A 23,576-nucleotide genomic window follows, 5' to 3' on the forward strand; every position below is an offset into this window, starting at 1 on the left:
GATGAGTGATCTTTCTGCGAGTAGCGTCAAGTTAACAACAAGACTGCTGGAAGCCTATGGTGTGCTGATCGAATTGACAGATGAGCAGGACCAGACAACAGTTTATCGTCTGATCAGTGAGTTTGAGACGGAGACCGGTGCTTATGCTGTACTGCAAAAAGACACAGGTCTGCCGGAGGATGAAGTAGAGATTCTCAAAATTATCGACTCCACCGAAGGTCGTCCGGAGCTGGTAACAATCGATGATGACGATGAATGGGAAGATGTAGCCGAGCTGTATGACGAACTGACATTACCGTTTGAAGATTAATCACGGCTGGTTACAGCACGCAGTCCTATCAAGTGCTCAACTCATGTACTTACCTGAAAAGAGCGGAATCTTTCCGCTCTTTTTGGCTGTCAAAGGAGATGTTATATCTATTGCGTAGGCGAGCTGGAAAATTGGGTTGTCTATTTTTGATCATTATCGTTATTATTGTGGGAATCGTAGTATACGGCTGGAGGGCGATGCAGCCAACTGCCGCATCGGAACAACCGGTCGCTTATACACTGGAACAGGGAACCTCCAGTGCAACACTGGCCAACCAGCTGGAAGAGAAAGGCCTGATCCGGAATGCAACAGCATTCCGGCTGTATCTGAAGATGAACAGTCAAGGCAGTCAGTTCAAGGCAGGCGATTATGAATTCACACCAGGAATGACATACGAACAGATTATTACCAAGCTGAACAATGCAGAGGTCATCGTGCCCAAAACGATGAAATTTACGATTCCGGAAGGATATACGGTCACGCAGATTGCCGACAAGCTGAGCGGCGAAGGATTTGTGGATCGTGCCAAATTCATGGCACTGGTCGATGACCCTTCCCAGTTCAAGCAGGCACGTGAATGGAATGTACCAACCGGCAAAGGAATTCTTCATCCGCTGGAAGGCTATCTATTCCCTGCCACTTATAATCTTCCGATTGAAAGCACCGAAGAAGATGTTATTGCCAATATGCTGGCAGGTACACGTACCAATCTGAACAGCATAAAGGAACTGGATGCCAAGTTCAAAGTGCGCAAAATGACCCTTCATGAATTGCTGACCGAAGCATCTCTGGTCGAACGTGAAGTAGTTGTACCGGAAGAGCGCGCTGAAGTCGCAGGGGTTATCGATAACCGTCTCAAAAAGAATATGAGATTGCAGATTGATGCGACTGTCCAGTATGCACTGGGCAAGCAAAAAGCGCGTCTGTTATACTCGGATCTTGAAATCGACAGTCCGTACAACACGTACCGGAATGAAGGGCTTCCGCCGGGGCCGATTGCCAATCCGGGGATTGAAGCGATCCGGGCAGCTTTGGAGCCGAAGACTTCCGAATACCTGTACTATGTTACCAAAAAAGATGGTACAGGCAGTCATCTGTTTGCGAAGACCTACCAGGAGCATCTGAAAAATATCGAGACCAGCAAAGCAACCAGCTCGACTAACGGTGGATAGACAGTAGATCCAGAGAATACACATACACAGGGATATAGTCCGGCAGGTCCGGGATATATCCCTGTCTGTCCGTCCTTTACTAAAAATTAGACAATATATATTCACTACCCTGCAGTCAGAACCGTAGAATTACTGGTACAATGAACAATATAGCTAGACAGGGAAACGCAGATAGGATTAATATACAGCCGCACAGGCTGGGAGGTGGGCTTTACATGAGTAACAAACCTGAACTGTTGGTGACAGTCTCCTCGATGGAGGAATTGCGCCGTCTGGCAGAAGCAGGAGCCGACGCATTTCTGGTCGGTGAGGAGCGTTATGGCATGCGTATGCCGGGGGAATTTACACGAGAAGATGTTGCCGAAGCAGCAGCTTATGTGCATGCACAGGGCAAGCGCATCTATGCAGCTGTCAATAATTTGATGACGAATGATGTACTGGATGAACTGCCGGCTTATATTGCCGCACTGCGCGATGCAGGAGTCGATGGTGTCGAGTTTGGTGATCCATCGGTGCTGGCAGTAGTACGTGAAGTTGCACCGGAGATGGCGCTTCACTGGAATGCAGAGATGACGTCGACCAACTCATCCACAGCCAATTACTGGGGCCGCAAAGGGGCAACCCGAGCCGTACTGGCACGTGAGCTGAATATGGATGAAATCACAGGCATGATGGATAAAATGCAGGTAGAAGCCCAGGTACAGGTGCACGGAATGACTAATATTTATCATTCCAAACGTCAGTTGGTACAGAGCTATATGGAGCATCAGGGTAGACCGGTCAGCGGCGATCTGGGATTGCAACGAGGATTATTCCTGATCGAGGCAGAGCGCCGGGACGAGAAATTCCCGATCTATGAAGACAGCAATGGAACCCATATTATGAGTTCTGAAGATATCTGTATTCTGGAAGATCTGCATCTGCTCATGGAAGCAGGCGTACAGAGCTTCAAGATTGAGGGGATACTAAAATCGACAGCATATAACGAAGCTGTGGTTTGTGCCTATCGTCAGGCGATTGATGCTTACGCAGCCGATCCGGATCGTTACGAGTTTGACGAAGAATGGCTGGATGAAGTACGTCGTCTGCAGGATCCCGAGCGGGAGTTGGGATTCGGCTTCTTTTATAAGGAACAGGTGTATTGATAAGCAACAAGATCAAGGGGGAGATCTCCATGAATACCATGGATAAACCAAAATATTTCGGAAAACGTCATCGTCTTGCCAAGCCGGAGTTACTTGCACCTGCAGGTAACCTGGAAAAACTCAAGTTTGCGATCCACTATGGTGCAGACGCTGTATATATTGGCGGACAAAAATACGGCCTTCGGTCCAACGCGGATAACTTCAGCTTTGAAGAGATGCGGGAAGGCGTTGAATTTGCCAATAAATATGGAGCCAAAGTATTCGTCGCTACGAATATCTATGCCCATGATGAAGATATTGATGGTATCGAAGAATACCTGCGCAATCTGGAGAATGCCGGAATCTCGGCGATCATCGTAGCTGATCCAACCATTATCGAGATCGCTCTGCGCTGTGCGCCGAAGCTGGAAGTGCATCTGAGCACCCAGCAGTCGACGATCAACTGGCAGGCCGTGAAATTCTGGAAAGAAGAAGGATTGCCGCGTGTTGTACTGGGACGCGAGACCAGTCTGGAAGAGATTGCCGAGATCAAAAAGCATGTGGATGTAGAGATCGAAGCATTTATTCACGGCGCAATGTGTTCTTCTTTCTCGGGACGCTGCGTATTGTCCAACCACTTTACCGACCGTGATTCCAACCGTGGTGGCTGCTGTCAGTCCTGCCGCTGGAAATATGATCTGTTCGAAGATGCCCGGCCACAGACCGAATGGGTATCCGAAGAAGAAGCAGCAGACAATCGTGTACTGGAGCAGTTCCGTCTGGGTGTCAATCAGAAGCCGCTGTATGAAGAGAATGATAATCCATTCTCTATGGGCTCTAAGGATCTCTGCATGCTGGAAGCGATCCCCGATCTGATCGAAGTCGGCATCGACAGCTTCAAAATCGAAGGCCGTATGAAATCGATCCACTATGTGGCAACCGTGGTGAATGCGTATCGTCAGGCAATCGATTCCTACATGGCTGATCCGGAGAACTATGTACTGAAACCCGAGTGGCTGGAGGATATCAACAAAGCTGCTAACCGTCCACTGAATACTGGATTCTTTTATGATACGCCGGATAACGAAGATCATATCTATGAGCCGGAAGACAAAGCTGTACCGTATGACTTTGCCGGATTGGTACTGGATTATGATGAAGCTACAGGCATCGCTACGATTCAGCAGCGTAATAATTTCAAGCCGGGTCAAGAAATTGAATTTTTCGGTCCAGGCAATACATTCTTCAAGCAGACTGTAGGCCAGATCTGGGATGAAGAAGGCAATGAACTGGATGCTGCCCGTCATCCACTGCAAAAGATCAAAATGAAAGTGGATCAGCCGGTTCGCTACTTTGATATGATGCGCAAAAAGAATGTCAAAAAAGTCAAAATGTCAGCAGCGGTATAATATCGTTAAAAGGTATCATGATTTTTTAAACATTAGATATAGCTAAATAAATAAGGTCTTTTATACTTTATAGTATAAAAGACCTTATTTTTGTGCGAAAAAGGTTAATTTATCCTGATGCTGTACCGATAATGAAAGCATACGTATATCCATCGTACCTGTTTGGCAGTTTATGATAGTACATTTTAACTGTATAACTAACTTAGAATAACATCTTAATTAAAATGAATTCTAATGTGGTAGGTGAAGGGTCATGGGATTGGGACGCAAACGGAGCAAGTCGGGTCAGCAGCCAGCCAGACTGGATAAAAAATTATTGAAAAAAAGCAGGAAACAAAAGGAATCGCTGCAGCAAACAAACATAACCGATTCATCAACTTCAAAAGCGGATCCAAAAGCAATACATAAATGGGCTAAAGCAGCCTCCGGAATAGTGAATTCCACCTCCGGACGCAATAAATCAAGGAGAACGAGCGGCACAGAACAGCTGGACATACTACAAACTGCTCAGCAAGAAGCAGTCGTGCAGCAGGAAGATAAGGTTTCCTTTGCCGATTCAGAGAACCAGTCCGGTAGGAAGCCAGTACACCGGAAAAGAAGCAAAGAATCGAAAAGTCGCTTACGTGCTGGTGCTGGAAGATTCATTCCTGATTGGCGAGCACTGCATCCAGCCAAATCGGTAGGGATGAAGCTGTTTTTGATTTTCTTTGTAGCGATTATGCTGTTTGTGATTTCACTGGGCAGTTTCTCGTATTTTCAAGCTAAAAGTGTAATTAAAGAGAACGCTGCAATCAGCAATGAACAGACCATTATCCAGACCGGAGAAAAGCTGGACGTAATGCTGAATCAGCTTGTTAATTCTTCGATTCAGGTATTTTTTGATCCGACTATGCAAAAGGATCTGGCTACTCTGGGAAGAAAAGATCTTAATGATTATGACAAATACCAGACAATCAATTCGATAAGCGATAATCTGCAGAATCAGATGAATTCCATGGATTCGATCGAATCTATCTACATGGTACCTCTTGATGAAACGATGAATATTATTGGTGCAGGCGTAGGTATACCACAAGGCAGTGAAGTTCGCAGTACAGAATGGTACAAGTCTCTGGCCAAGGGCGATAGCGTCATGACCTGGATACCAACTGTACAAATGGATGGAGCCAACAAAAACTTTACGTATGCACGGGCGATGCGTATATCCAGCAGTGCCAGTTCCTTTGTCTTCGTGATGAGTATTAACAGCAAATGGATCAATGACCAGATCAGCAGTCTCAAGTTGGGAGACGGCAGCCATGTGGATCTGATTGGTGGACCGGATCATACCGTAATCGCTTCCACAGAGCCGGACACTGTTGCTAAGCCTTCTGTATATGGATTCCTGAATGAGATCCAAAATGGCAGTGGACGCTTTCAGAATGATGAAGGTGCAGCGCCGATACTGGTAGCCTACAGTGTACTCGACACCGTGGATTGGAAGTTGATAGGAACCGTGCCTGTTCAGTCACTGGTTGCCAGTGCCGACCGGATTCTGACGATGACCTGGATTATGGCCATCATTGACGGGCTGGTCGCGATAGTAATCGGCATATTGATTATTCGCATGATTGGCAGACCGCTGCGCAAGCTGCAGCAGTTGATGAATCAAGGGGCACAGGGAATGCTTCATGTGCGTACCGATCATCGTTCTTCGGATGAGATTGGTCAGCTCTCGCTGGCTTTTAATGAGATGATGAGCAATATTACTGCATTGGTACAGCAGACTAATCACTCTGCCCAGCAGGTGCTGGATACTGCGACTTCTCTTAGTCAGGCTTCCAGACAGACAGCCACTTCGGCGAGTGAGATTGCTACAGCTACCGAAGAAATCGCAAATGGAGCCAGTAGCCTGGCACGTGAAGCGGAGCGGGGCACGGAACTGGCAGATACGATGAATCAGCAGATGGGCAAAGTGGTAGCTGCTAATGAACAGATGGGTGCTTCTGCCCAGCAGGTAGAGAAAGTCAGTGAGACCGGTGTACAACATATGGAGCAGCTGCTTCAAAAAACTACAGTGACCCAGGATATGATTCGTTCTCTGGGAGCACGCATAGATTCACTCAAAGAAAGTACGTCTTCTGTACAGCAGGTACTGGACGCGATGCAGAATATTACCAAGCAGACGAACATCCTGTCCCTGAATGCGACGATTGAAGCCGCCAGGGCTGGAGCAGCAGGCAAAGGATTCATGGTCGTAGCCGGCGAGGTTCGGAATCTGGCGGAGCAGTCCCGTCAGTCGATTCTGATGGTCGGCGAGATTACTGCCAATATCCAGAATGAAATGGAAGAAACGGTGAAGGTGCTCAATCAGGCCTATCCTCTTTTCCGGGAACAGACCGAATCGGTCAAAGATACCACATCGATCTTCGAGACCGTACAGAGTCAGATGGTGGAGTTTGTAGAGAAGCTGAATTCGGCGACCACCTCGATCAGTGAGCTGAATCAGGTACAGCAGGTGATCAATGAAGCGATGAGCAATGTGAGTGCAGTGGCAGAACAGTCTTCGGCTACCTCCGAAGAAGTCGCTTCGCTCAGTAATGAACAGCAGAATGTCAGTGGTCAACTGGTCACGCTGTCTGGTCAGCTGGAAAATGTATCGGTAGAGTTGAAAGAAACAATCTCCCGATTTACCATTGAGCAAGAGCAAGAGCAAGAGCAAGAGCAAGAGCAAGAGCAAGAGCAAGAGCAAGAGCAAGAGCAAGCACTGGTACAGGCGCCGTATCAGGTAGATGTAGACACAGATGATGGTAAAGGAAATAAAAAGCAGGCGGATACCGCAGTGGATAATATAGACCAGTCCACTCGCGTAAGAGATTCTGTAGACCAAGAGAACAAGGAAACTGGGTTACCCATATTGGAAAAAGAAGCTTAACGTATTTCCAGAAAGTATCCATTCACTTCATTGGCAAGTCGCTGTAAATATTATTCGATCATCCATCTTTTCTGAATATTAGAACTATCCTACTAACAACATATTTCCAACAAATCTACTCAACAACAAAACCCATCGATATTCCGACTTGTATCATCTGTCAGGATATCGATGGGTTTGTTATTGTACAGGTATGTCCGAATAATGTCTGTATCTACAATCAATCAGGATCGGGGAAGATCCTCACGAATCGGTTCGAACTCTTCTTTGGGCAGACGAATCCAGCGCTTCAGATAACCCTGTTGGAACAGTTCCTTGAGCAGGATGATCAGCACAGGCGATAATACCAGACCGGCCACTCCAAAAATAGATAGTGAAATGATCATGGCAGACAGCATCAGATAGGCAGAAGAGATACCGATTGAATTGCCGGTAATCTTGGGCTCCAGCAGCTGGCGAGTCAGCATGACCACGATCAATACGACAGTCAATCCGATCGCAAGACCTGTCTGGCCTACGATAAACAGGTAAATAATCCATGGAATAAAGACGACGGGAATCCCAAGCAGCGGCAAAATATCAAAAGCAGCACTAAGCAGCGCCAGCGCAAAGGAATGATCCACACGCAAAATCAGCAATCCTATGTATACAAGTACAAATGTAATGATGACCATGATGAGCTGGGCTTTGATATATCCGCCAATCGCGCGGAATACATATTGCTTCAGAAAATAATAGGCTTTTTTGATCGTATTGGGCGTTTTCTCCCCGGCGACTCTTCGCCACAGATTAATCTCTGCACTCAGGAAAAAGGCCAGAATAATACCGACAACAAAGTTCCCGATAAAAGAGGAGAACGTACCGAGCCAGCCAATCGCATAATTAAAGGTTGCTTTGACCCAGATAGCCAGTCCGGCAGTAAAGGTAGCAAAATACTCGTTGATCCGTTCGGTAAGATCGGCAGGTAGTGCATTCATTTCCCGCTGCAGTATCGTGGTAAAACTGGCGAAATGCTGCTGTACAATAACGGCATAACGTGGCAGTTCATCCGCGACCTGACTGATCTGCGATACAAAGATCAAGCCGGCGCCAAACAGAGCACCCAGAATAATGAGTACAAAGGCAAGAACGGCTATCGCGGAGCAGACCATTTTGGGCAATCCTCTGCGATTCAGGAACATGGCAAACGGCTCGATAATTGCAAAGATCAATACCGACAGGAATACCGGGGCAGCAATTCGGTAGAGCTGACTGGAAATCAGCATCACCAGATAGACCGTTAGAATAACAATGCCGATATCAAACGCGGTTCGCCAGTACTTTTTGTAAAGGGGTAACATAAGATAGATAATCTCCTTTTCTCTATAAAATAAATCAGCATGGGTCAAGGTTCGCAGCATAATACTGCGATGAAGCAGAATATCGGACTGTACTTATACGATGTAAAGGCTACATTTGTTACAAAAAGAATGATATATCCCAATTACAGACAAAAGGCTTTCCCGCCTGATTTTCATCAGGGAGAAAGCCTGGGATGATCCGGCAAGAGACAGAAGATATTTTTGCCGGAAAATAAGGTTGGATCAGATTTTCATGATACCGCCCATGCTTGCATTGGTCACAAGCTTGGAGTAACGTGCCAGATAACCGGTTTTGACTTTTGGCTCGAATTCTTTCCATTCGGTACGACGGCGTTCAGCCATTTCTTCTTCGCTGATATGAAGTTCGATTTTGCGTTCGTTCAGATCCAGCTCGATGATATCTCCATCGTGTACGAAAGCGATTGGACCACCTTCGGCTGCTTCCGGCGAGATGTGACCGATACTGATACCGCGGGAAGCGCCGGAGAAGCGTCCGTCAGTGATCAAGCCGACTTTGGCACCGAGACCCATACCGACGATCTGGGAAGTAGGAGCGAGCATCTCAGGCATACCAGGTCCGCCTTTTGGACCTTCGTAACGGATAACGACAACATGGCCTTCTTTGACATGACCATTGGCGATACCGTACAGTGCATCATCCTGGGAATCAAAGCAGATCGCAGGACCTTTGTGATAGCCGCCTACAGAAGCATCTACTGCACCGACTTTGATAATAGCACCTTCTGGAGCGAGGTTGCCGAACAGTACAGCCAGACCGCCACGTTCCGAATGCGGGTTGTCGATCGCATGGATAACTTCATGATTCTGGATCTCCTGGCCTTCGACATTCTCGCGAAGTGTCTTGCCGGTAACCGTGATACAGTTCTCATGCAGTGCACCCGGTTTTTTGAGCAGTTCGTTCAGAACGGCGCTCACGCCACCTGCCAGATGGACATCTTCAATATGCCAGTCGGATGCCGGAGCGAGTTTTGCCAGATGCGGTACACGGTTGGCTACTTCGTTGATGCGTTCGATCGGATAGTCGATCTCGGCTTCGTGTGCCAGTGCCAGCGTGTGCAATACCGTATTGGTGGAACCGCCCATTGCCATATCCAGTGCAAAAGCATTGTCGATGGCTTCCAGTGTAACGATATCACGCGGCTTCAGATCCAGCTTGATCAGTTCCATTAGCTGCTTAGCGGATTTTTTGACGAATTCCTTGCGGTCTTCGGAGACAGCGAGGATCGTACCGTTACCCGGTAGTGCGATACCAAGTGCTTCGGCCAGACAGTTCATGGAGTTGGCTGTGAACATACCGGAGCAGGAGCCACAGGTTGGACAGCCGAACTGTTCCAGTTCCAGCAGACTCTTGTCATCGATTTTACCTGCCTGATAAGCACCTACGCCTTCAAAGACAGAAGTCAGGGAAATCGAACGGCCTGTGCTGTCTTTACCAGCTTTCATCGGTCCGCCGCTGACAAACATGGTCGGGATATTCACGCGCAGTGCGCCCATCATCATACCCGGTGTGATTTTGTCACAGTTCGGGATACATACCATGCCATCGAACCAGTGAGCAGAGACTACCGTTTCCAGGGAATCTGCGATAATCTCGCGGCTTGGCAGGGAATAACGCATGCCGATATGACCCATGGCAATACCGTCATCAACACCAATTGTATTGAATTCGAATGGAACGCCGCCAGCTTCACGGATCGCTTCCTTGACGATTTTACCGAATTCCTGCAGATGCACATGTCCCGGTACGATATCGATGTAAGAGTTACATACCGCGATAAACGGCTTGCCAAAGTCTTCCTCTTTTACCCCTGCTGCACGCAGCAAACTGCGATGTGGCGCCCGATCAAAGCCTTTCTTGATCATATCGGAACGCATCTTTTTGTTTGTGTTGACTGCCATGGTGTCGGTTTCCCCCCAAATATATAATATAGTAGCTTTTTTGCTTTAGCGCGTTTGAACGCCAAAGGCACAAGCTGAAAAGAAGATGCATAATACGACAGGATACTACACGAATTACACAAAAGTTTTTAATAGAGTCTATCATAACTGCTATCTTTTTACTAGCTTATATTATATAACATCACAAAAAGCAGACGTCTCTGCCGATTGTGACCAGAGAAGTCTGCTTGATCTTGCATTATGACAGAGCATAATGCATCTATAGGGAGAATTAACGGCTGCCGCCCTTACGTCCAATTTCTTTGTAGAAATCTTTATCATGGGACTCTGAAGTTGCTTCTCCGCCTTTGCGCCCGATCTCCTGATAGAATTCCTTGTCATGGGATTGGGAAGTGGCCTGACCACCTTTTTTACCAATTTGCTGATAGAACTCTTTGCTGTGATTTTTGGAAGTAGCCTGTCCGCCCATGCGCCCGGCTTCTTCGCGGCTCATTTTCCCAGTACTTTTGCTGCGTGCCATAACAATATCACTCCTGTCAAAATAGATTAGGTAAAGCTACATGTAGTTGCTCTTTAATTACCCGGTCCATTTGCCATGAAACGATATTTAGCCATTTATTTAGATATCGACTGCGAATTCTTCAGCGCAAAAACGAATATCGGCGCTGTGCGTGACGGAATTTAAGACGTACATAACGCGGAAGCTCCGGTTCTACCCAGTAATGTGTCCAGTGCCGGACAGCTGGCTGGGCAAGCAGCAGCGTGATCAGAATTGCCAGTACGATCATTAGCATAACTCCGGTTGTACTACTGATATGACCAAATATACCGGAAGCTTCCATCGTACGGACAAGCAGACCATGCAGCAAAAATACATACAATGTGCGCCGTCCAAGCTCGGTAATATAATGGGATCGCCACGGAACAAAAGCGAGAAAAGCGAGAGAGGCAATCAACTGCAGCACATACATACCCAGTCTTCCTGCCAGACCTTGCCATAGATCTACACCCAGCTGGATAAAGGTCTGGTTGCCGTAGAACCAACCGGTATTCAGCTGCCATTCTGCCAGAACGAATCCGGCAAGCAGTATTATCGACAATCCGGCGGCTAGCAGCTGACGATAATTACGGAACCAGGCTGTAAATCGTTCAAATCTGAAGTGATAACCGATAATGAAAAAAGGAAAATAGATGAGCGTCCGCGATAATGCCAGCCATACGCCGTCTACAGGCAATGAACCTACGAGCAGTCCAAGTACAACCGACAGAGTGAGCTGCTGGGCAAAGGTGAGCTGACGCATCATGATCATCATCAGCCGCCACAAAATATGTCCGGCGAGAAACCAGAGCAGCAGATAGGGGGCAAAAAACGAATGTGTAATCCCGTGCACCCGAAATACCGTAAAATCCAGCAGCGAATAGATGCTCTGAAACAAAATATACTGCAGCCCGATAGTGCGCAGGATTTTAAGTCCTGTGCGACCATAGAGATTGGAACGGGCAAAATATCCGGTAACCAGTACAAACAGCGGCATATGGAATGAGAAAATCCACAGGAAAATACCATGTGCCACATCGGAATGATGGATCAATGGTTCCAGCATATTTCCGATCACCACACATATAATTAACAGAAAACGCAAATTTATAAAGTAAGTCTCGCCTGCTGCGGAGCAGTGGGCATGAGCTGATGTACGCGGCGGTTGATAGAGATGGCTGATATTCATCATTTTCCCTCCACAAATTCTGATGATTTAAAAATAAGACAAAAAAGATTTTAATATTGTGATTAAATTCACAATAGAAAGCGTTCTCTGTCATTAAAATTGTGTATATATGATGAAGCTGCATCATTGACAACAAAGAAAGCGGTTGCGAAAATGGATAATATGACCAGCTACATACCACGGCATGAAATGATGCCGAATCAGGAGGATGGATAATGAATAATAAGAATGGTTATCCGGAAGTGGTCACTTTCGGGGAATCCATGGGTTTGCTGACTGCGGAAGACTCCCGCGGACTGGAATATGCGGCACAGCTGCGAAAATCATTCGGCGGTGCGGAGAGCAATCTGGCGATCGGTATTGCACGACTCGGTCACTCAGCCGGATGGTGCGGTCGACTCGGCGATGATCCGTTGGGTCATATGATCCAAAAATCGATCCGGGGAGAAGGCGTGGATGTATCCCGCTCTATTCTGGCAGAGGGGGAACCCACCGGGCTGATGCTGCGTGAAAATGCGTCGGGTCATGCATCCGTCTACTATTACCGCAAGCTGTCAGCGGCCAGCCATATGACGCCGGAAGATCTGGATGAGGAGTATATCCGTAATACCCGCATCCTGCATGTGACCGGTATTACGGCAGCGATCAGTGCATCCGGACTTGCTACAGTGAACCGGGCCATGGATATTGCAAAAAAAGCCGGTGTAACCGTATGTTTTGATCCGAATCTGCGGCTGAAGCTATGGACACTGGAAGAAGCTCGTCCGGTACTGCTTGCGCTGGCGGAGAAATGTGATTATTTCCTGCCCGGGCTGGATGAACTGGCATTGCTATACGAGACAGAAGATCAGAACGAGATCTTTGCCCGTCTACGTCAGCTACATGCGGTAAGCATTGTCAAAGGCGGTCCTGATCTTACGTATGTGGTCGAAAAGGATAATACGCTGGAAGTTCCCTATTTCAAAGCAGATCGTGTACTCGATACAGTCGGGGCAGGTGATGGATTCTGTGCTGGCTTCATTACAGGATTGCTGCGCGGCTATACGATTGAAGAAGCGGTACGGCTGGGTAATCTGAATGGTTCCATGGTAATTCAGGCAGTCGGAGACTGGGAAGCATTACCGACAGACAAGCAGGTACAGGCCAAGCTGAGCAACAAAGTCCATGTAGAGCGTTAATTGGATGATTGCAGAGGTTGTTAATTACAGGTTATGAGAAGATGGAGTTTAAGGTGTTTGATAGACATATATCAGCAGAACATAAGCAGTTCTGACAGGTATATGGATTTATTTCTAATCTAATTTCGATAACGAAGGAGTAACGACATGAAAAAACTACAACTGCTGCAAAAAATGATGGATAATGGTGTGGTCGCTGTACTGCGTGGAGATTCTGCAGATCAGGTATTCGCGATGGCTGAACAGGCAATTGCCGGAGGGATCAAAGTTATCGAAGTTACACTGACGGTACCGGGAGCACTGGGTGCCATCGAGAAGCTAAGCCGGATGTACAGCTGGAAATCGGATGGCGACAATTTTGCGATTATCGGAGCAGGTACTGTACTCGAGCCGCAAACTGCACGTGCAGCCATTATGGCAGGTGCCGAATTTGTTGTAGGTCCATCCTTGAATCCGGAAACCGTAAAAATCTGCAATCTGTACCGTATCCCTGTCCTGCCGGGTGTAACGACACTGGAAGGTGTTCAGCATGCATTGGAACTGGGTGTGGATATTGTCAAACTGTTCCCTGGCAACCTGTATCAACCATCCATTATCAAAACGCTCAAAGGTCCTATGCCACAGGCCAACTTTATGCCAACAGGCGGAGTATCTCTGGATAATCTGGGAGAATGGATCAAAGGCGGAGCAGTAGCTGTAGGGATTGGGTCCGATCTGACGACAGAAGCTGTCAAAACAGGCAACCTCAGTCTGGTACGTCAAAGAGCCGAGCAGTACATGCAAGCTTACCGGGAAGCCAAACAGGGATAATTCCCCTTTTTAATCATTTTTGCAGACGTGTGCATAAAAAATAAAGAAAACTGCTTCAAATGAGGATGTACAACAGTGCAGATGTTGCAGGATGGATAAGCTGTATTTATCTGTAAAACACATCAAACATATCGGTGCAGTCACCGGGTCCTAATTATTACTCCTAAATAACTATTTTGATCGGAAAGACGACCGAAAGTGTATTCCGTCTCATGGAAAGTGGTATACTACACATAGAGCAGCCTGTTGTCCTGCCAAGGAAACAGGCTGCTCTTGTATATCAGCAAGGCTCCGGCGGACTATAGATCAGGGTATCTGTTCATATCGGCACAAGCAAAAAGCAAGCTGGCGTTTATGACCCATTTCTGATCTGATACAATCCATAATGACCGGACTTGAAGTGGAAGGAGAACTTATGTTTAGACGGAAACGTAAATACGCAGGAAGTTATGGAGGCAGCCGCCGCGGCGGACGTGCCGGCAAGATTGGCAAGATTCTACTGGGTATTCTGATCGTGCTGCTTATTGTGGGCGGACTGGCTGCCTGGTATCTGTTGACGCCTTATGGGCCGACAGGAGAAGCAGAGCAGGCATTAACTGCACAGCAGCAAAAGGTAACCGTACATACGACAGAGAACTGGATAGCATTTGATGCGGCCAAGCCGAAAGGCAATAGTGTGATTTTCTATCCTGGAGCACGGGTGAAACCGGAAGCGTACAGTCTTTTTGCCAGAGATCTGGCTGCATCGGGTCATTCCGTATATATTATGAAATTCCCATTTAATTTTGCTTTTACCAAAGCGGATGCGGCCGATGCCGTAATCAGCAGCCATCCCGATGAGAAGTTTGTAATCGGAGGACATTCACTGGGTGGCGTGTTTGCTTCACGATATGCAGTCGCTCATACAGACCGGATTGCCGGTGTCTTTTTCCTGGCATCCTATCCGGATCAAAATGGCAATCTGGCGGAGCTCGGTCTGCCGGTGATGTCGATTACAGGCTCCAATGACGGTGTCCTGCAAAAAGACAAGTATGAAGCTTCCCGTTCCATGCTGCCAGCGGATACGGCTTACTATAGTGTACAGGGCGGCAACCATGGACAGTTCGGCAGTTATGGTGAGCAGAAAGGCGATCAGCCTGCCCAAATCAGCGAGAAAGAACAGCGCGCCCAGACGGTCAATGCCTTGATCAGCTGGATGAAAGGCATCCCGGCAGACAGCAAAAAGTGATCATTCCGATCTGAAGATGGTCCAGATATGGAAGCGGAGTCAGTCCTCTATTAGGTATAAATACTGGGCTGCAGAACTGGCTCATAGAGAATTGTGCAATGTCAGCAGATCAGCAAATAAATACCAAAGCATGATGCATCCAAGCAGTGTCTTTTTCCGTTGTTTTATCCGGGGGAAGACACTGCTTTTTGTATAGGTGGTTTTGGGGGTAAACTAATAAGGAAGATCATAGAATCACGGAAAGGAGACAATCAGTGGCAATTATCACGTATCAGTCACGTCAGATTCACTGTGATGCCATACTATGGGACAAAGATGGAACACTGCTTGATTTTATGCAGCTGTGGGGCAAATGGGCGGAGCTGCTGCTGGGTCATATGGAAAATTACTTACATGAGCGTGGTGATTCTTTTACAGGCAGCCGTGAAAAGGTCATGGGAACGATCTATGATCATTCCGGCCGCTTGGTTGGTTATGATCCACGGGGGCCGATAGCCATAGCTTCTGCACCGGAAACGGTAGCGATTCTGTCCTGGCAGCTGTACAGCGCCGGTGTACCTTGGGACGAAGCGGTGCAGCATATTACAGACTTCAGTCGTCAGGCGATGGAGCATATGGAACAATCGAGGCCTGTTCAGCCGCTGCCCGATCTGGTACCGCTGCTGGACAGCTGCCGCCAGGCTGAAGTGCCGATGGCAGTCGTGACTTCGGACTATACTTCCGAAGCAATCAAGCATCTTCGCTGGAGCGGGCTGGAGACTTACTTTACCGAGATTATCGGCAGTGATCAGGTAGCGACAGGCAAGCCTGCACCGGATCTTGCTCTGCTGGCCTGTCAGCGTCTGGGGGTTCTTCCGGAACGAACCGTATTGATCGGAGACAGTAACGCCGATATGCAGATGGGCCGCCATGCAGGCTTGGATTGCTGTATCGGTATTTCGCCGACTGCGGGAGTTTCTGGACATTTGCCGGATGCAGATATTGTTATTGAACATTACGGAGAACTGCAGATGTTATCCATGAGATAGCCTGTCTTGCTGGTCCTGCCATAGAGGGAGATGAATTCTCTCCTGTTACATGGATATAGATCACAATTAGCAAATAAGGAGTGATTAATAGATGGATAAAGTAAACCAGCTGGCTCAGTGGATCAGGGAATCCGACCGAATCGTCTTTTTTGGCGGAGCAGGAACATCAACCGAGAGTGGAATTCCGGACTTTCGATCGGCTGCCGGACTGTATCAGGAAATGGGACAGCGTGGATATTCGCCGGAAGAAATGCTGAGCCGTCGATTTTTTGACCGGGAGCCAGAGCTGTTTTATGAATTTTACCGGTCCAAAATGCTGTACCCGGATGTACAACCCAATCCGGTGCACACGATTCTGGCTGAGCTGGAACAGCAGGGCAAGCTGCTAGCCATCATTACGCAAAATATTGACGGACTGCACCAGAAAGCAGGTAGCCGCAATGTGCTGGAGCTGCATGGTTCGGTACACCGCAATTACTGCATAGACTGCGGACAGAAATATACGCTGGCAGATGTGCTGGCACAGTCCGGCGTACCACGCTGTCCGGTGGATGGAGGCATTATCCGTCCGGATGTAGTGCTGTATGGAGAGTCACTGGATGCAGACGTGATCGACCGCGCAGTAGCAGCACTATCCTCTGCCGATCTGCTCATTATCGGTGGGACTTCGCTAACGGTGTACCCGGCTGCCGGATTCATCTCTTACTTCAAAGGCAGACATACGGTACTGATGAATGCCTCGACTACAGCGCATGATCGTCATGCCGATCTGCTCATTACCGATCCAATGGGACAGGTGATGAAACAAGTGCAGCAGCTGTTGGCAGAATGAAGATTGCATAATGATAACGCTTCCGGTATGATTTGTGAGGATATATGGATTTTATTCAGCTGAAGGGTGGGAATTACTTTGGTATATGTAGCTGCGGAAAATCGTTATGAGAATATGAAGTATAATCGTACCGGTCGTACCGGTCTGAAATTGCCTGCGATCTCGCTGGGGTTGTGGCATAATTTTGGAGGAATCAATTCCTATGAGAATTCCAGAGAGATGCTGACACGCTCCTTTGATCTGGGGATTACTCATTTTGACCTGGCGAATAACTATGGACCACCGGCAGGATCGGCAGAAGAGACATTCGGTCAGGTGCTCAAACATGATCTGGCTGCTTATCGGGATGAGATGATCATCTCGACCAAAGCCGGTTATTATATGTGGCCCGGTCCATATGGCGAATGGGGCTCCCGCAAAAATCTGGTAGCCAGTCTGGACCAGAGCCTGAAGCGGATGGACCTGGACTATGTGGATATTTTCTACTCTCACCGTTTTGATCCGGAGACGCCGCTTGAAGAAACAATGATGGCGCTGGATCATATCGTACGCTCCGGTAAAGCATTGTACGTCGGTATCTCCAGCTATAATGCGGAGCAGACCCGTGAAGCAGCACGTATTCTCAAAGAGCTCGGTACGCCGCTTGCGATTCATCAGCCGCGTTATTCCATGCTGGATCGCTGGATCGAGAACGGTCTGCAGGATACGCTGGATGATGTGGGAGCAGGCAGTATTGCTTTTTGTCCACTGGAACAGGGTGTACTGACCAGTAAATATCTGAATGGCGTACCGGAAGATTCCCGTGCTGCCGGTTCTTCGGTCTTCCTCAAGCAGGATCAAATCAAGCCCGAGACAATCCGCAAAGTGCGTGCACTGAACCAATTGGCTGCAGCTCGTGGGCAGAGTCTGGCACAGATGTCACTTGCCTGGGTGCTCCGTCATGGCCGTCTGACTTCCGCATTGATCGGAGCAAGTCGTGTATCCCAGATTGAAGAAAATATCGTTGCGCTGAACAATCTGGAATTCTCTGCAGAAGAACTGCAGCGCATTGATACCATTCTCAAATCATCGTCCGACCACAGCGAATAAACGGATACGATAATAGCATCATAGCTTCCGATATGGACTTGACCAGACAAACTTGTTCAATCAAGTATAAAAGGGTCTGTAGATTCGTAACATAAGGGTTATACAGTTGACCTTACCATGATTCTGTCGGAGGCTGTACCTGCCATTATCGACCCTGCTATTGGCTGAATAGGCGATAACACATATCAGAAAAGGCTCCCTTGATTGAGGGGGCCTTTTTATTTGTTTTGCAAGAAGTAGACAGATCGTATTCGATCAGGCATATCCACCTCACATTCGGGGCTGGATCGAGGCACGGTACTGGCTTGGAGAGACCCCATAGAAGCGCCGGAATTGCTTGGAGAAATACAGCGCATCGGTCAGTCCTACCGAAGCGGCGATCTGCTGGGTGGATAATTCCGGTCGTTCCCGCAGCAGCTGACGCGCTTTGTCGATCCGAAGCTTGAGCAGGTAGGTAACAGGGGTCATCCCGGTTTCTTTTTTGAAAATACGGGACATGTAGGCACGGTTATAACCGATACTACTGCACATATCCTCGATCGATACTGGATGGGCATACTGGCTGGACATATAATGGATCATCTGCTTGACGGTTCGCCGGGTGATGGATTCGGCTCCAGGCAGCGCCGCCTGACGGGTAAGGCGTTCGCTGGCTTCCGCCATAATCAGATGCAGGTAACCCAGAGCAGCCAGATCGGAGCTTTCCTTTTGGGTATAAAAGGCCTGTAGCATGGACTGCAGATACGAACCGATCGGACCCGGATCTTCGTGCTGTTCCGAGCGTGCAACTGGCGAACCGGCATGAAATCCGGTTTGCTCGGCCAGAGCATCTGCCTGTTCACCAGCGAAAGCGACCCAGTGATAATGCCAGGGCTGCTGACGATCGGATACATAGCTGACCAACTGGCCGGGATGAATCAGAAAGGAATCACCTGCGCTCAGCTTGTATGTGTGATCTTCGGTAATAAACTGTCCCTGTCCACTATCGATGTAATGATACAAATAATAGTCGTAGATTTTGGGACCCAATCGGTGGGATGGTGGAGTCTGGCTCTCTCCGGTGAACAGTACATATAGTGTACCCTCATCATGGAAGATTGGATTGGGAGCGACCTGATAGGTTTTTTCCGGCATCGATGCAGTGACCTCCTCGCTTGAAATAGGGCAGAAGAACATCTGTAGAAGGAGTGAAGTTAAATGAATATGAGTATGCCTTGTGAATAGATGTCGTTTTATAATAGAATTATACAATAGTGAAGTCACATTTATCCATATACATAGCACATCTGTTCATTACATATCATAACGCTTTCAGGATATACTGGGATCAGAACAAAAGAGAACTGATAGCAGATTGAATTTATTGAATAAGGTGGAATCAACCCATGAATCAGGAACAGATGAAACAGGCATTTACAGATAAATACGGTGCAGCTGGCGATATCCGCGTCTTCCATGCTCCCGGTCGCGTAAACCTGATCGGTGAACATATAGATTATAACGGCGGCTATGTACTGCCCGCAGCGCTGGAGTTCGGTACGGCGCTGGCTGTAAGAGCCAATGAAGATGGCAAGGTACGTCTGGCATCGGTGAATTTCCCCGAGCTGGCAGGAGAGTTTGCAGTCGAGACGATTGGTACGGAACGTACCGGTGAATGGATGGATTATCCGCTCGGTGTTATCACGGTACTGAAGCAGCAAAATCAGCCGCTGACCCGTGGATACGATCTGCTGTTCTTCGGTAACATCCCGAATGGTTCGGGATTATCCTCTTCCGCATCGATCGAGGTTGTTACCGGCTACGCATTGATTAGCATGGAGCAAGGTCACATTGACACTGTCGAAATTGCAGTTATGTCCCAAAAGGCAGAAAATGAATTTGTCGGTGTTAACTGCGGCATCATGGATCAATTTGCTGTTGCCAACGGGGTCAAAGATCATGCGATTCTGCTTATGTGCGATACGCTGGAGTATGAACGTGTACCTTTCCGTACGGGTCAGTACAAGCTGGTAATTGGCAACACCAACAAGCGCCGCGGACTGGTGGATTCCAAGTACAATGAACGCCGTTCCCAATGTGAAGCTGCGCTAACTGCCCTTCAGCCGCATGTGGATAACCTGAATTACCTTGCCCAACTGACACCCGAGCAGTTCGGTCTGCTGGAAGAACAAATACAGGACAGCATTGTGCGTGATCGTGCCCGTCATGTCGTAGAAGAGAATGCCCGTGTGCTGGCTTCAGTAGAAGCGCTGAGACAGGATGATCTTCAGCAGTTTGGACAGCTGATGAACGCTTCACATGAATCTCTGCGTGATCTGTATGAAGTAAGCTGCACAGAGCTGGATGTGATGGTAGAGGAAGCGCGCCGGATTCCCGGCACACTCGGCTCCCGTATGACAGGCGCGGGATTCGGCGGCTGTACGGTATCACTGGTGCATGAGGGTGATACCGATCTATTCGTACAGCAGGTAGGTCAGGCTTACCGCGAACGTACCGGACTGGAAGCGGACTTTTACATTTGCGGCGTCGGTAACGGCGTAGAGGAATGGAACGGATAACAGGAAGCGTACAGATAAACGAATAACAAGAAGCATACAGATAATGGATGCATCAATGTAATCGAAGCAACAACGTCTCATTCATAATTCATCCAAAGTTAAAATTCAGACGGTATAATATAACAATAGATGCGAACAGAACATCAGGAGCGCATAGAGCAATTTAATTATAATAACAGCCATCCGCCATACGGACTGACCGGTACATTATGAAAACCGATGTATTCGGAACAGACAGATCTTATGGCGGAAGGACTGACAGGAGGAAGAAAACATGGCTATTTTGGTAACAGGTGGCGCAGGATATATTGGATCGCATACGGTAGCGGACCTTTTGGAACGCGGCGAAGAGGTAGTGGTAATTGATAATCTGATGACAGGTCATCGTGAAGCCCTGCTCGGAGGCAAATTATACGAAGGCGATCTGCGCGACAAGGAACTGCTGGCCCGCATTTTCAGTGAGAACAACATCACGGCGGTAATCCACTTTGCAGCCAGCTCGCTCGTCGGCGAGAGCATGCAGAATCCATCCAAGTATTATGATAACAATGTGTACGGCGCAATGTGTCTGCTGGAAGAAATGCAAAAAGCCGGCGTCAAAAATATCGTCTTCTCTTCCACAGCTGCTACCTATGGCGAACCGGAAAAAGTGCCGATCGAAGAAAGTGACCGCACTGAGCCTGCCAATGTGTACGGCGAGACCAAGCTGGTTATGGAGCGCATGATGGCCTGGTTCGACAAAGTACACGATATTCGCTATGTAGCCCTGCGCTACTTTAATGCAGCAGGTGCACATGCCAGCGGCAAAATCGGTGAAGACCACCGTCCGGAATCTCATCTGGTACCACTGGTACTGCAGACAGCACTGGGTCAGCGTGAACATATATCCGTCTTCGGCGACGATTATCCGACAGAAGATGGCACATGTATCCGCGACTATATCCATGTCAGCGATCTGGCGGATGCGCATGTCAAAGCGGTAGAGTATCTGGGAGCCGGTGGCGGCAGTAATGTATTCAATCTGGGTAACGGACTCGGCTTCTCTGTAAAACAGGTTATTGAAACAGCCAAAAAAGTAACCGGACGCGATATCCCGACGAACTATGAACCACGCCGCAGCGGCGATCCTGCCGTACTGGTCGCTTCTTCGGACAAAGCACGCAGCGTGCTCGGCTGGAAGCCTTCACGCGATCAACTGGAAGATATCATTGCCAGCGCATGGCAGTGGCATGAATCTCATCCACAGGGATATGGTAACCATGAATAATATGACCGAGCGTACAACCGAACAAAACAGCGCATTGCTGGCTATCGATGAACTGATCAAGTTCGCGTTTGCCAAGCAAATGATCAAAATAGCCGACCTGGATTATAGCCGTAATCTGCTGCTAAGCAAGTTCCAGTTTGATGAGCCATATAATCCCAATGTGGCGATCTTGAGTATGGTAAATGAAGGGCAAGCAGCTGCAGAGCCGCAGATCATGATCGATACACTGATCGATTATGCACATAGCATCGGGCAGCTGCAGGAGAATACCGATACGTACCGGGATCTGATGGATGCCGAGATTATGGGGCTGCTGATGGCACGCCCGTCGGAAGTAACGGCTGACTTTTACGATACGCTGGACCGGGAGGGGATTGAAGCAGCGACAGACCAGTTCTATCAGCTGTCGATCAATTCCAACTATATTCGTATGGATCGTATCTCCAAAAATGTATACTGGAAGCAGCCGACAGGCTACGGCGATCTGGAGATGACAATCAATCTGTCCAAGCCGGAGAAAAGCTCGGCCGAAATCGCACAGGCTAAGCTGATGCCGCCGCCATCCTATCCGAAATGCCTGCTGTGCCGGGAGAATGTTGGTTATGCCGGACGGATCAACCATCCGGCTCGTCAGAATCTGCGTGTTATTCCGCTGCAGCTTAGCGGGGAATCCTGGTTCCTGCAGTATTCGCCATATGTGTATTATAACGAGCATTGTATCGTGTTCCATCATGATCATGTACCGATGCAGCTTACCAGTCAGACGTTCCGCCGTCTGCTTGATTTTGTGGATGAGTTCCCGCATTACTTCCTCGGCTCCAATGCCGATCTGCCGATCGTGGGCGGTTCGATTCTGACCCATGATCATTTCCAGGGTGGTCGTCATACATTCCCGATCGAAAAGGCAGCTGTCGAGCAGGTCTATCAGCATCCGGCTCGTGAAGGACTGACACTCGAACTGGTGAACTGGCCGATGAGCGTCGTGCGTCTGCGTGCCTATAATGACTCGCAGCTGCTGGAAGCGGCGAATGATATCTATGAACAATGGAAAGTGTACAGCGATGAACAGGTAGATATTCTGGCTTCATCGGAAGGTCCGGATGGTGTACCTGTGCGTCATAACACGGTTACACCGATTGTACGCCGCCAGGGCGAGCAGTACGAGATGGATCTGGTGCTGCGCAATAATAGGACGAGTGAGCAATATCCCGATGGCATTTTCCATCCACATCCGGAGATGCATCATATCAAGCGGGAGAATATTGGCCTGATCGAGGTCATGGGTCTGGCGATTCTGCCGGGCCGCCTAAAAGAAGAACTCGATCTGATCGCTTCCATTCTGACTGGCGATGCTGCCCTGCTTGAAGCGGTACGTGCGCAGCCGGATCATCAGCTGGCTCTGCATGGACCATGGATTGAAGTGATGGTCGATCAGTATGGAACCGAGCTGGAACATGATCAGGCGACTCTGGCTGTACAGGACGAAGTGGGTCGCAAATTTGCCCATATTCTGGAGCATGCCGGCGTATACAAAAAAGATGCTGCCGGTCGTGAAGGGTTTGCACGCTTTATGACACATCTGGGATATCGCTTAAAATAATATTATATTAAACCGCGTTAACCTGACGGGTACATTCTGTTAACACTGT

19 protein-coding genes are annotated in these 23,576 nt (G+C 48.3%); 14 read left to right on the plus strand and 5 right to left on the minus strand.

Annotated features, from left to right (window positions below; all coding sequences use genetic code 11):
- Position 1 precedes the first annotated feature (1 nt).
- The 5 genes from H065_RS0112815 to H065_RS25910 all read left to right on the plus strand — a co-directional run bounded on the left by H065_RS0112815 (position 2) and on the right by H065_RS25910 (position 6,929).
- The gene (locus H065_RS0112815; RefSeq protein ID WP_017813468.1) at positions 2–310 is read left to right on the plus strand and encodes a DUF1292 domain-containing protein; all 309 of its coding nucleotides are present in this window, start codon (positions 2–4) and stop codon (positions 308–310) included.
- 98 nt (positions 311–408) lie between these two features.
- A complete protein-coding gene (gene mltG / locus H065_RS0112820; RefSeq protein WP_051058722.1) occupies positions 409–1,482 on the plus strand; it encodes an endolytic transglycosylase MltG in 1,074 nt (357 codons plus the stop codon).
- A 215-nt stretch (positions 1,483–1,697) separates the two neighbouring features.
- Entirely contained in the window at positions 1,698–2,627 is a 930-nt protein-coding gene (locus tag H065_RS0112825) for a peptidase U32 family protein (RefSeq protein ID WP_017813470.1), read from the plus strand.
- Positions 2,628–2,656: 29 nt separating this feature from the next.
- Positions 2,657–4,015: a peptidase U32 family protein gene (locus H065_RS0112830; protein ID WP_017813471.1), complete on the plus strand. Its 1,359-nt coding sequence runs from the start codon at positions 2,657–2,659 to the stop codon at positions 4,013–4,015.
- Between the two features lie 433 nt (positions 4,016–4,448).
- A complete protein-coding gene (locus H065_RS25910) occupies positions 4,449–6,929 on the plus strand; it encodes a methyl-accepting chemotaxis protein (RefSeq protein WP_238557954.1) in 2,481 nt (826 codons plus the stop codon).
- 224 nt (positions 6,930–7,153) lie between these two features.
- On the opposite strand, the gene H065_RS0112840 is transcribed toward H065_RS25910, so the two are convergent.
- The 4 genes from H065_RS0112840 to H065_RS0112855 all read right to left on the minus strand — a co-directional run bounded on the left by H065_RS0112840 (position 7,154) and on the right by H065_RS0112855 (position 11,940).
- Complete coding sequence (locus H065_RS0112840) at positions 7,154–8,269, minus strand: AI-2E family transporter (RefSeq protein WP_017813473.1); 1,116 nt, start codon at positions 8,267–8,269, stop codon at positions 7,154–7,156.
- Between the two features lie 243 nt (positions 8,270–8,512).
- On the minus strand, positions 8,513–10,186 hold the full coding sequence (ilvD, locus tag H065_RS0112845) for a dihydroxy-acid dehydratase (RefSeq protein ID WP_026136204.1): 1,674 nt from the start codon (positions 10,184–10,186) through the stop codon (positions 8,513–8,515).
- Positions 10,187–10,481: 295 nt separating this feature from the next.
- A complete protein-coding gene (locus H065_RS0112850) occupies positions 10,482–10,730 on the minus strand; it encodes a KGG domain-containing protein (RefSeq protein ID WP_017813475.1) in 249 nt (82 codons plus the stop codon).
- A gap of 121 nt (positions 10,731–10,851) precedes the next feature.
- Complete coding sequence (locus H065_RS0112855) at positions 10,852–11,940, minus strand: acyltransferase family protein (RefSeq protein WP_238557955.1); 1,089 nt, start codon at positions 11,938–11,940, stop codon at positions 10,852–10,854.
- Between the two features lie 212 nt (positions 11,941–12,152).
- Between H065_RS0112855 and H065_RS0112860 the strand changes: the two genes are divergently transcribed.
- The 6 genes from H065_RS0112860 to mgrA all read left to right on the plus strand — a co-directional run bounded on the left by H065_RS0112860 (position 12,153) and on the right by mgrA (position 18,102).
- Positions 12,153–13,115 (plus strand): sugar kinase, encoded by a 963-nt coding sequence (locus H065_RS0112860; protein WP_017813477.1) that lies wholly within the window; start codon positions 12,153–12,155, stop codon positions 13,113–13,115.
- A gap of 147 nt (positions 13,116–13,262) precedes the next feature.
- Positions 13,263–13,925 carry a bifunctional 2-keto-4-hydroxyglutarate aldolase/2-keto-3-deoxy-6-phosphogluconate aldolase gene (locus H065_RS0112865; RefSeq protein WP_017813478.1) on the plus strand — a complete coding sequence of 221 codons (663 nt, stop codon included), beginning with the start codon at positions 13,263–13,265 and terminating at the stop codon, positions 13,923–13,925.
- 415 nt (positions 13,926–14,340) lie between these two features.
- A complete protein-coding gene (locus H065_RS0112870; protein ID WP_017813479.1) occupies positions 14,341–15,153 on the plus strand; it encodes an alpha/beta fold hydrolase in 813 nt (270 codons plus the stop codon).
- Between the two features lie 254 nt (positions 15,154–15,407).
- Positions 15,408–16,181 carry an HAD family hydrolase gene (locus H065_RS0112875; protein WP_017813480.1) on the plus strand — a complete coding sequence of 258 codons (774 nt, stop codon included), beginning with the start codon at positions 15,408–15,410 and terminating at the stop codon, positions 16,179–16,181.
- 91 nt (positions 16,182–16,272) lie between these two features.
- On the plus strand, positions 16,273–17,013 hold the full coding sequence (locus tag H065_RS0112880) for an NAD-dependent protein deacylase (protein WP_017813481.1): 741 nt from the start codon (positions 16,273–16,275) through the stop codon (positions 17,011–17,013).
- A gap of 78 nt (positions 17,014–17,091) precedes the next feature.
- Positions 17,092–18,102, plus strand: a complete 1,011-nt coding sequence (gene mgrA / locus H065_RS0112885) for an L-glyceraldehyde 3-phosphate reductase (RefSeq protein WP_017813482.1) — start codon at positions 17,092–17,094, stop codon at positions 18,100–18,102.
- Between the two features lie 270 nt (positions 18,103–18,372).
- Here the strand turns inward: mgrA and H065_RS0112890 are convergent, their stop codons facing one another.
- Positions 18,373–19,236, minus strand: a complete 864-nt coding sequence (locus H065_RS0112890) for an AraC family transcriptional regulator (protein WP_017813483.1) — start codon at positions 19,234–19,236, stop codon at positions 18,373–18,375.
- A 251-nt stretch (positions 19,237–19,487) separates the two neighbouring features.
- Here H065_RS0112890 and H065_RS0112895 point away from each other — a divergent pair, with 251 nt between their 5' ends.
- From H065_RS0112895 to H065_RS0112905, 3 genes are all read left to right on the plus strand, one after another.
- Positions 19,488–20,660, plus strand: coding sequence for a galactokinase (locus H065_RS0112895; protein WP_017813484.1), 1,173 nt, complete (start codon positions 19,488–19,490; stop codon positions 20,658–20,660).
- A 274-nt stretch (positions 20,661–20,934) separates the two neighbouring features.
- On the plus strand, positions 20,935–21,927 hold the full coding sequence (gene galE, locus H065_RS0112900) for a UDP-glucose 4-epimerase GalE (protein WP_017813485.1): 993 nt from the start codon (positions 20,935–20,937) through the stop codon (positions 21,925–21,927).
- Positions 21,920–23,527: a UDP-glucose--hexose-1-phosphate uridylyltransferase gene (locus H065_RS0112905; protein WP_017813486.1), complete on the plus strand. Its 1,608-nt coding sequence runs from the start codon at positions 21,920–21,922 to the stop codon at positions 23,525–23,527. The genes galE and H065_RS0112905 overlap by 8 nt, the downstream gene beginning before the upstream one ends.
- The last annotated feature ends 49 nt before the right edge of the window (positions 23,528–23,576 follow it).

The organism is Paenibacillus shenyangensis (assembly GCF_000346635.1).
Classification (GTDB): Bacteria; Bacillota; Bacilli; order Paenibacillales; family Paenibacillaceae; genus Saccharibacillus; species Saccharibacillus dauci.

What these genes read in the sequence shown, in the direction of transcription:
- H065_RS0112815 (WP_017813468.1), top strand. Translation starts at nt 2, where the DNA reads ATGAGTGATCTTTCTGCGAGTAGCGTCAAGTTAACAACAAGACTGCTG.
- mltG (WP_051058722.1), top strand. Translation starts at nt 409, where the DNA reads ATGTTATATCTATTGCGTAGGCGAGCTGGAAAATTGGGTTGTCTATTT.
- H065_RS0112825 (WP_017813470.1), top strand. Translation starts at nt 1,698, where the DNA reads ATGAGTAACAAACCTGAACTGTTGGTGACAGTCTCCTCGATGGAGGAA.
- H065_RS0112830 (WP_017813471.1), top strand. Translation starts at nt 2,657, where the DNA reads ATGAATACCATGGATAAACCAAAATATTTCGGAAAACGTCATCGTCTT.
- H065_RS0112840 (WP_017813473.1), bottom strand. Translation starts at nt 8,269, where the DNA reads ATGTTACCCCTTTACAAAAAGTACTGGCGAACCGCGTTTGATATCGGC.
- ilvD (WP_026136204.1), bottom strand. Translation starts at nt 10,186, where the DNA reads ATGCGTTCCGATATGATCAAGAAAGGCTTTGATCGGGCGCCACATCGC.
- H065_RS0112850 (WP_017813475.1), bottom strand. Translation starts at nt 10,730, where the DNA reads ATGGCACGCAGCAAAAGTACTGGGAAAATGAGCCGCGAAGAAGCCGGG.
- H065_RS0112855 (WP_238557955.1), bottom strand. Translation starts at nt 11,940, where the DNA reads ATGATGAATATCAGCCATCTCTATCAACCGCCGCGTACATCAGCTCAT.
- H065_RS0112860 (WP_017813477.1), top strand. Translation starts at nt 12,153, where the DNA reads ATGAATAATAAGAATGGTTATCCGGAAGTGGTCACTTTCGGGGAATCC.
- H065_RS0112865 (WP_017813478.1), top strand. Translation starts at nt 13,263, where the DNA reads ATGAAAAAACTACAACTGCTGCAAAAAATGATGGATAATGGTGTGGTC.
- H065_RS0112870 (WP_017813479.1), top strand. Translation starts at nt 14,341, where the DNA reads ATGTTTAGACGGAAACGTAAATACGCAGGAAGTTATGGAGGCAGCCGC.
- H065_RS0112880 (WP_017813481.1), top strand. Translation starts at nt 16,273, where the DNA reads ATGGATAAAGTAAACCAGCTGGCTCAGTGGATCAGGGAATCCGACCGA.
- H065_RS0112890 (WP_017813483.1), bottom strand. Translation starts at nt 19,236, where the DNA reads ATGCCGGAAAAAACCTATCAGGTCGCTCCCAATCCAATCTTCCATGAT.
- H065_RS0112895 (WP_017813484.1), top strand. Translation starts at nt 19,488, where the DNA reads ATGAATCAGGAACAGATGAAACAGGCATTTACAGATAAATACGGTGCA.
- galE (WP_017813485.1), top strand. Translation starts at nt 20,935, where the DNA reads ATGGCTATTTTGGTAACAGGTGGCGCAGGATATATTGGATCGCATACG.
- H065_RS0112905 (WP_017813486.1), top strand. Translation starts at nt 21,920, where the DNA reads ATGAATAATATGACCGAGCGTACAACCGAACAAAACAGCGCATTGCTG.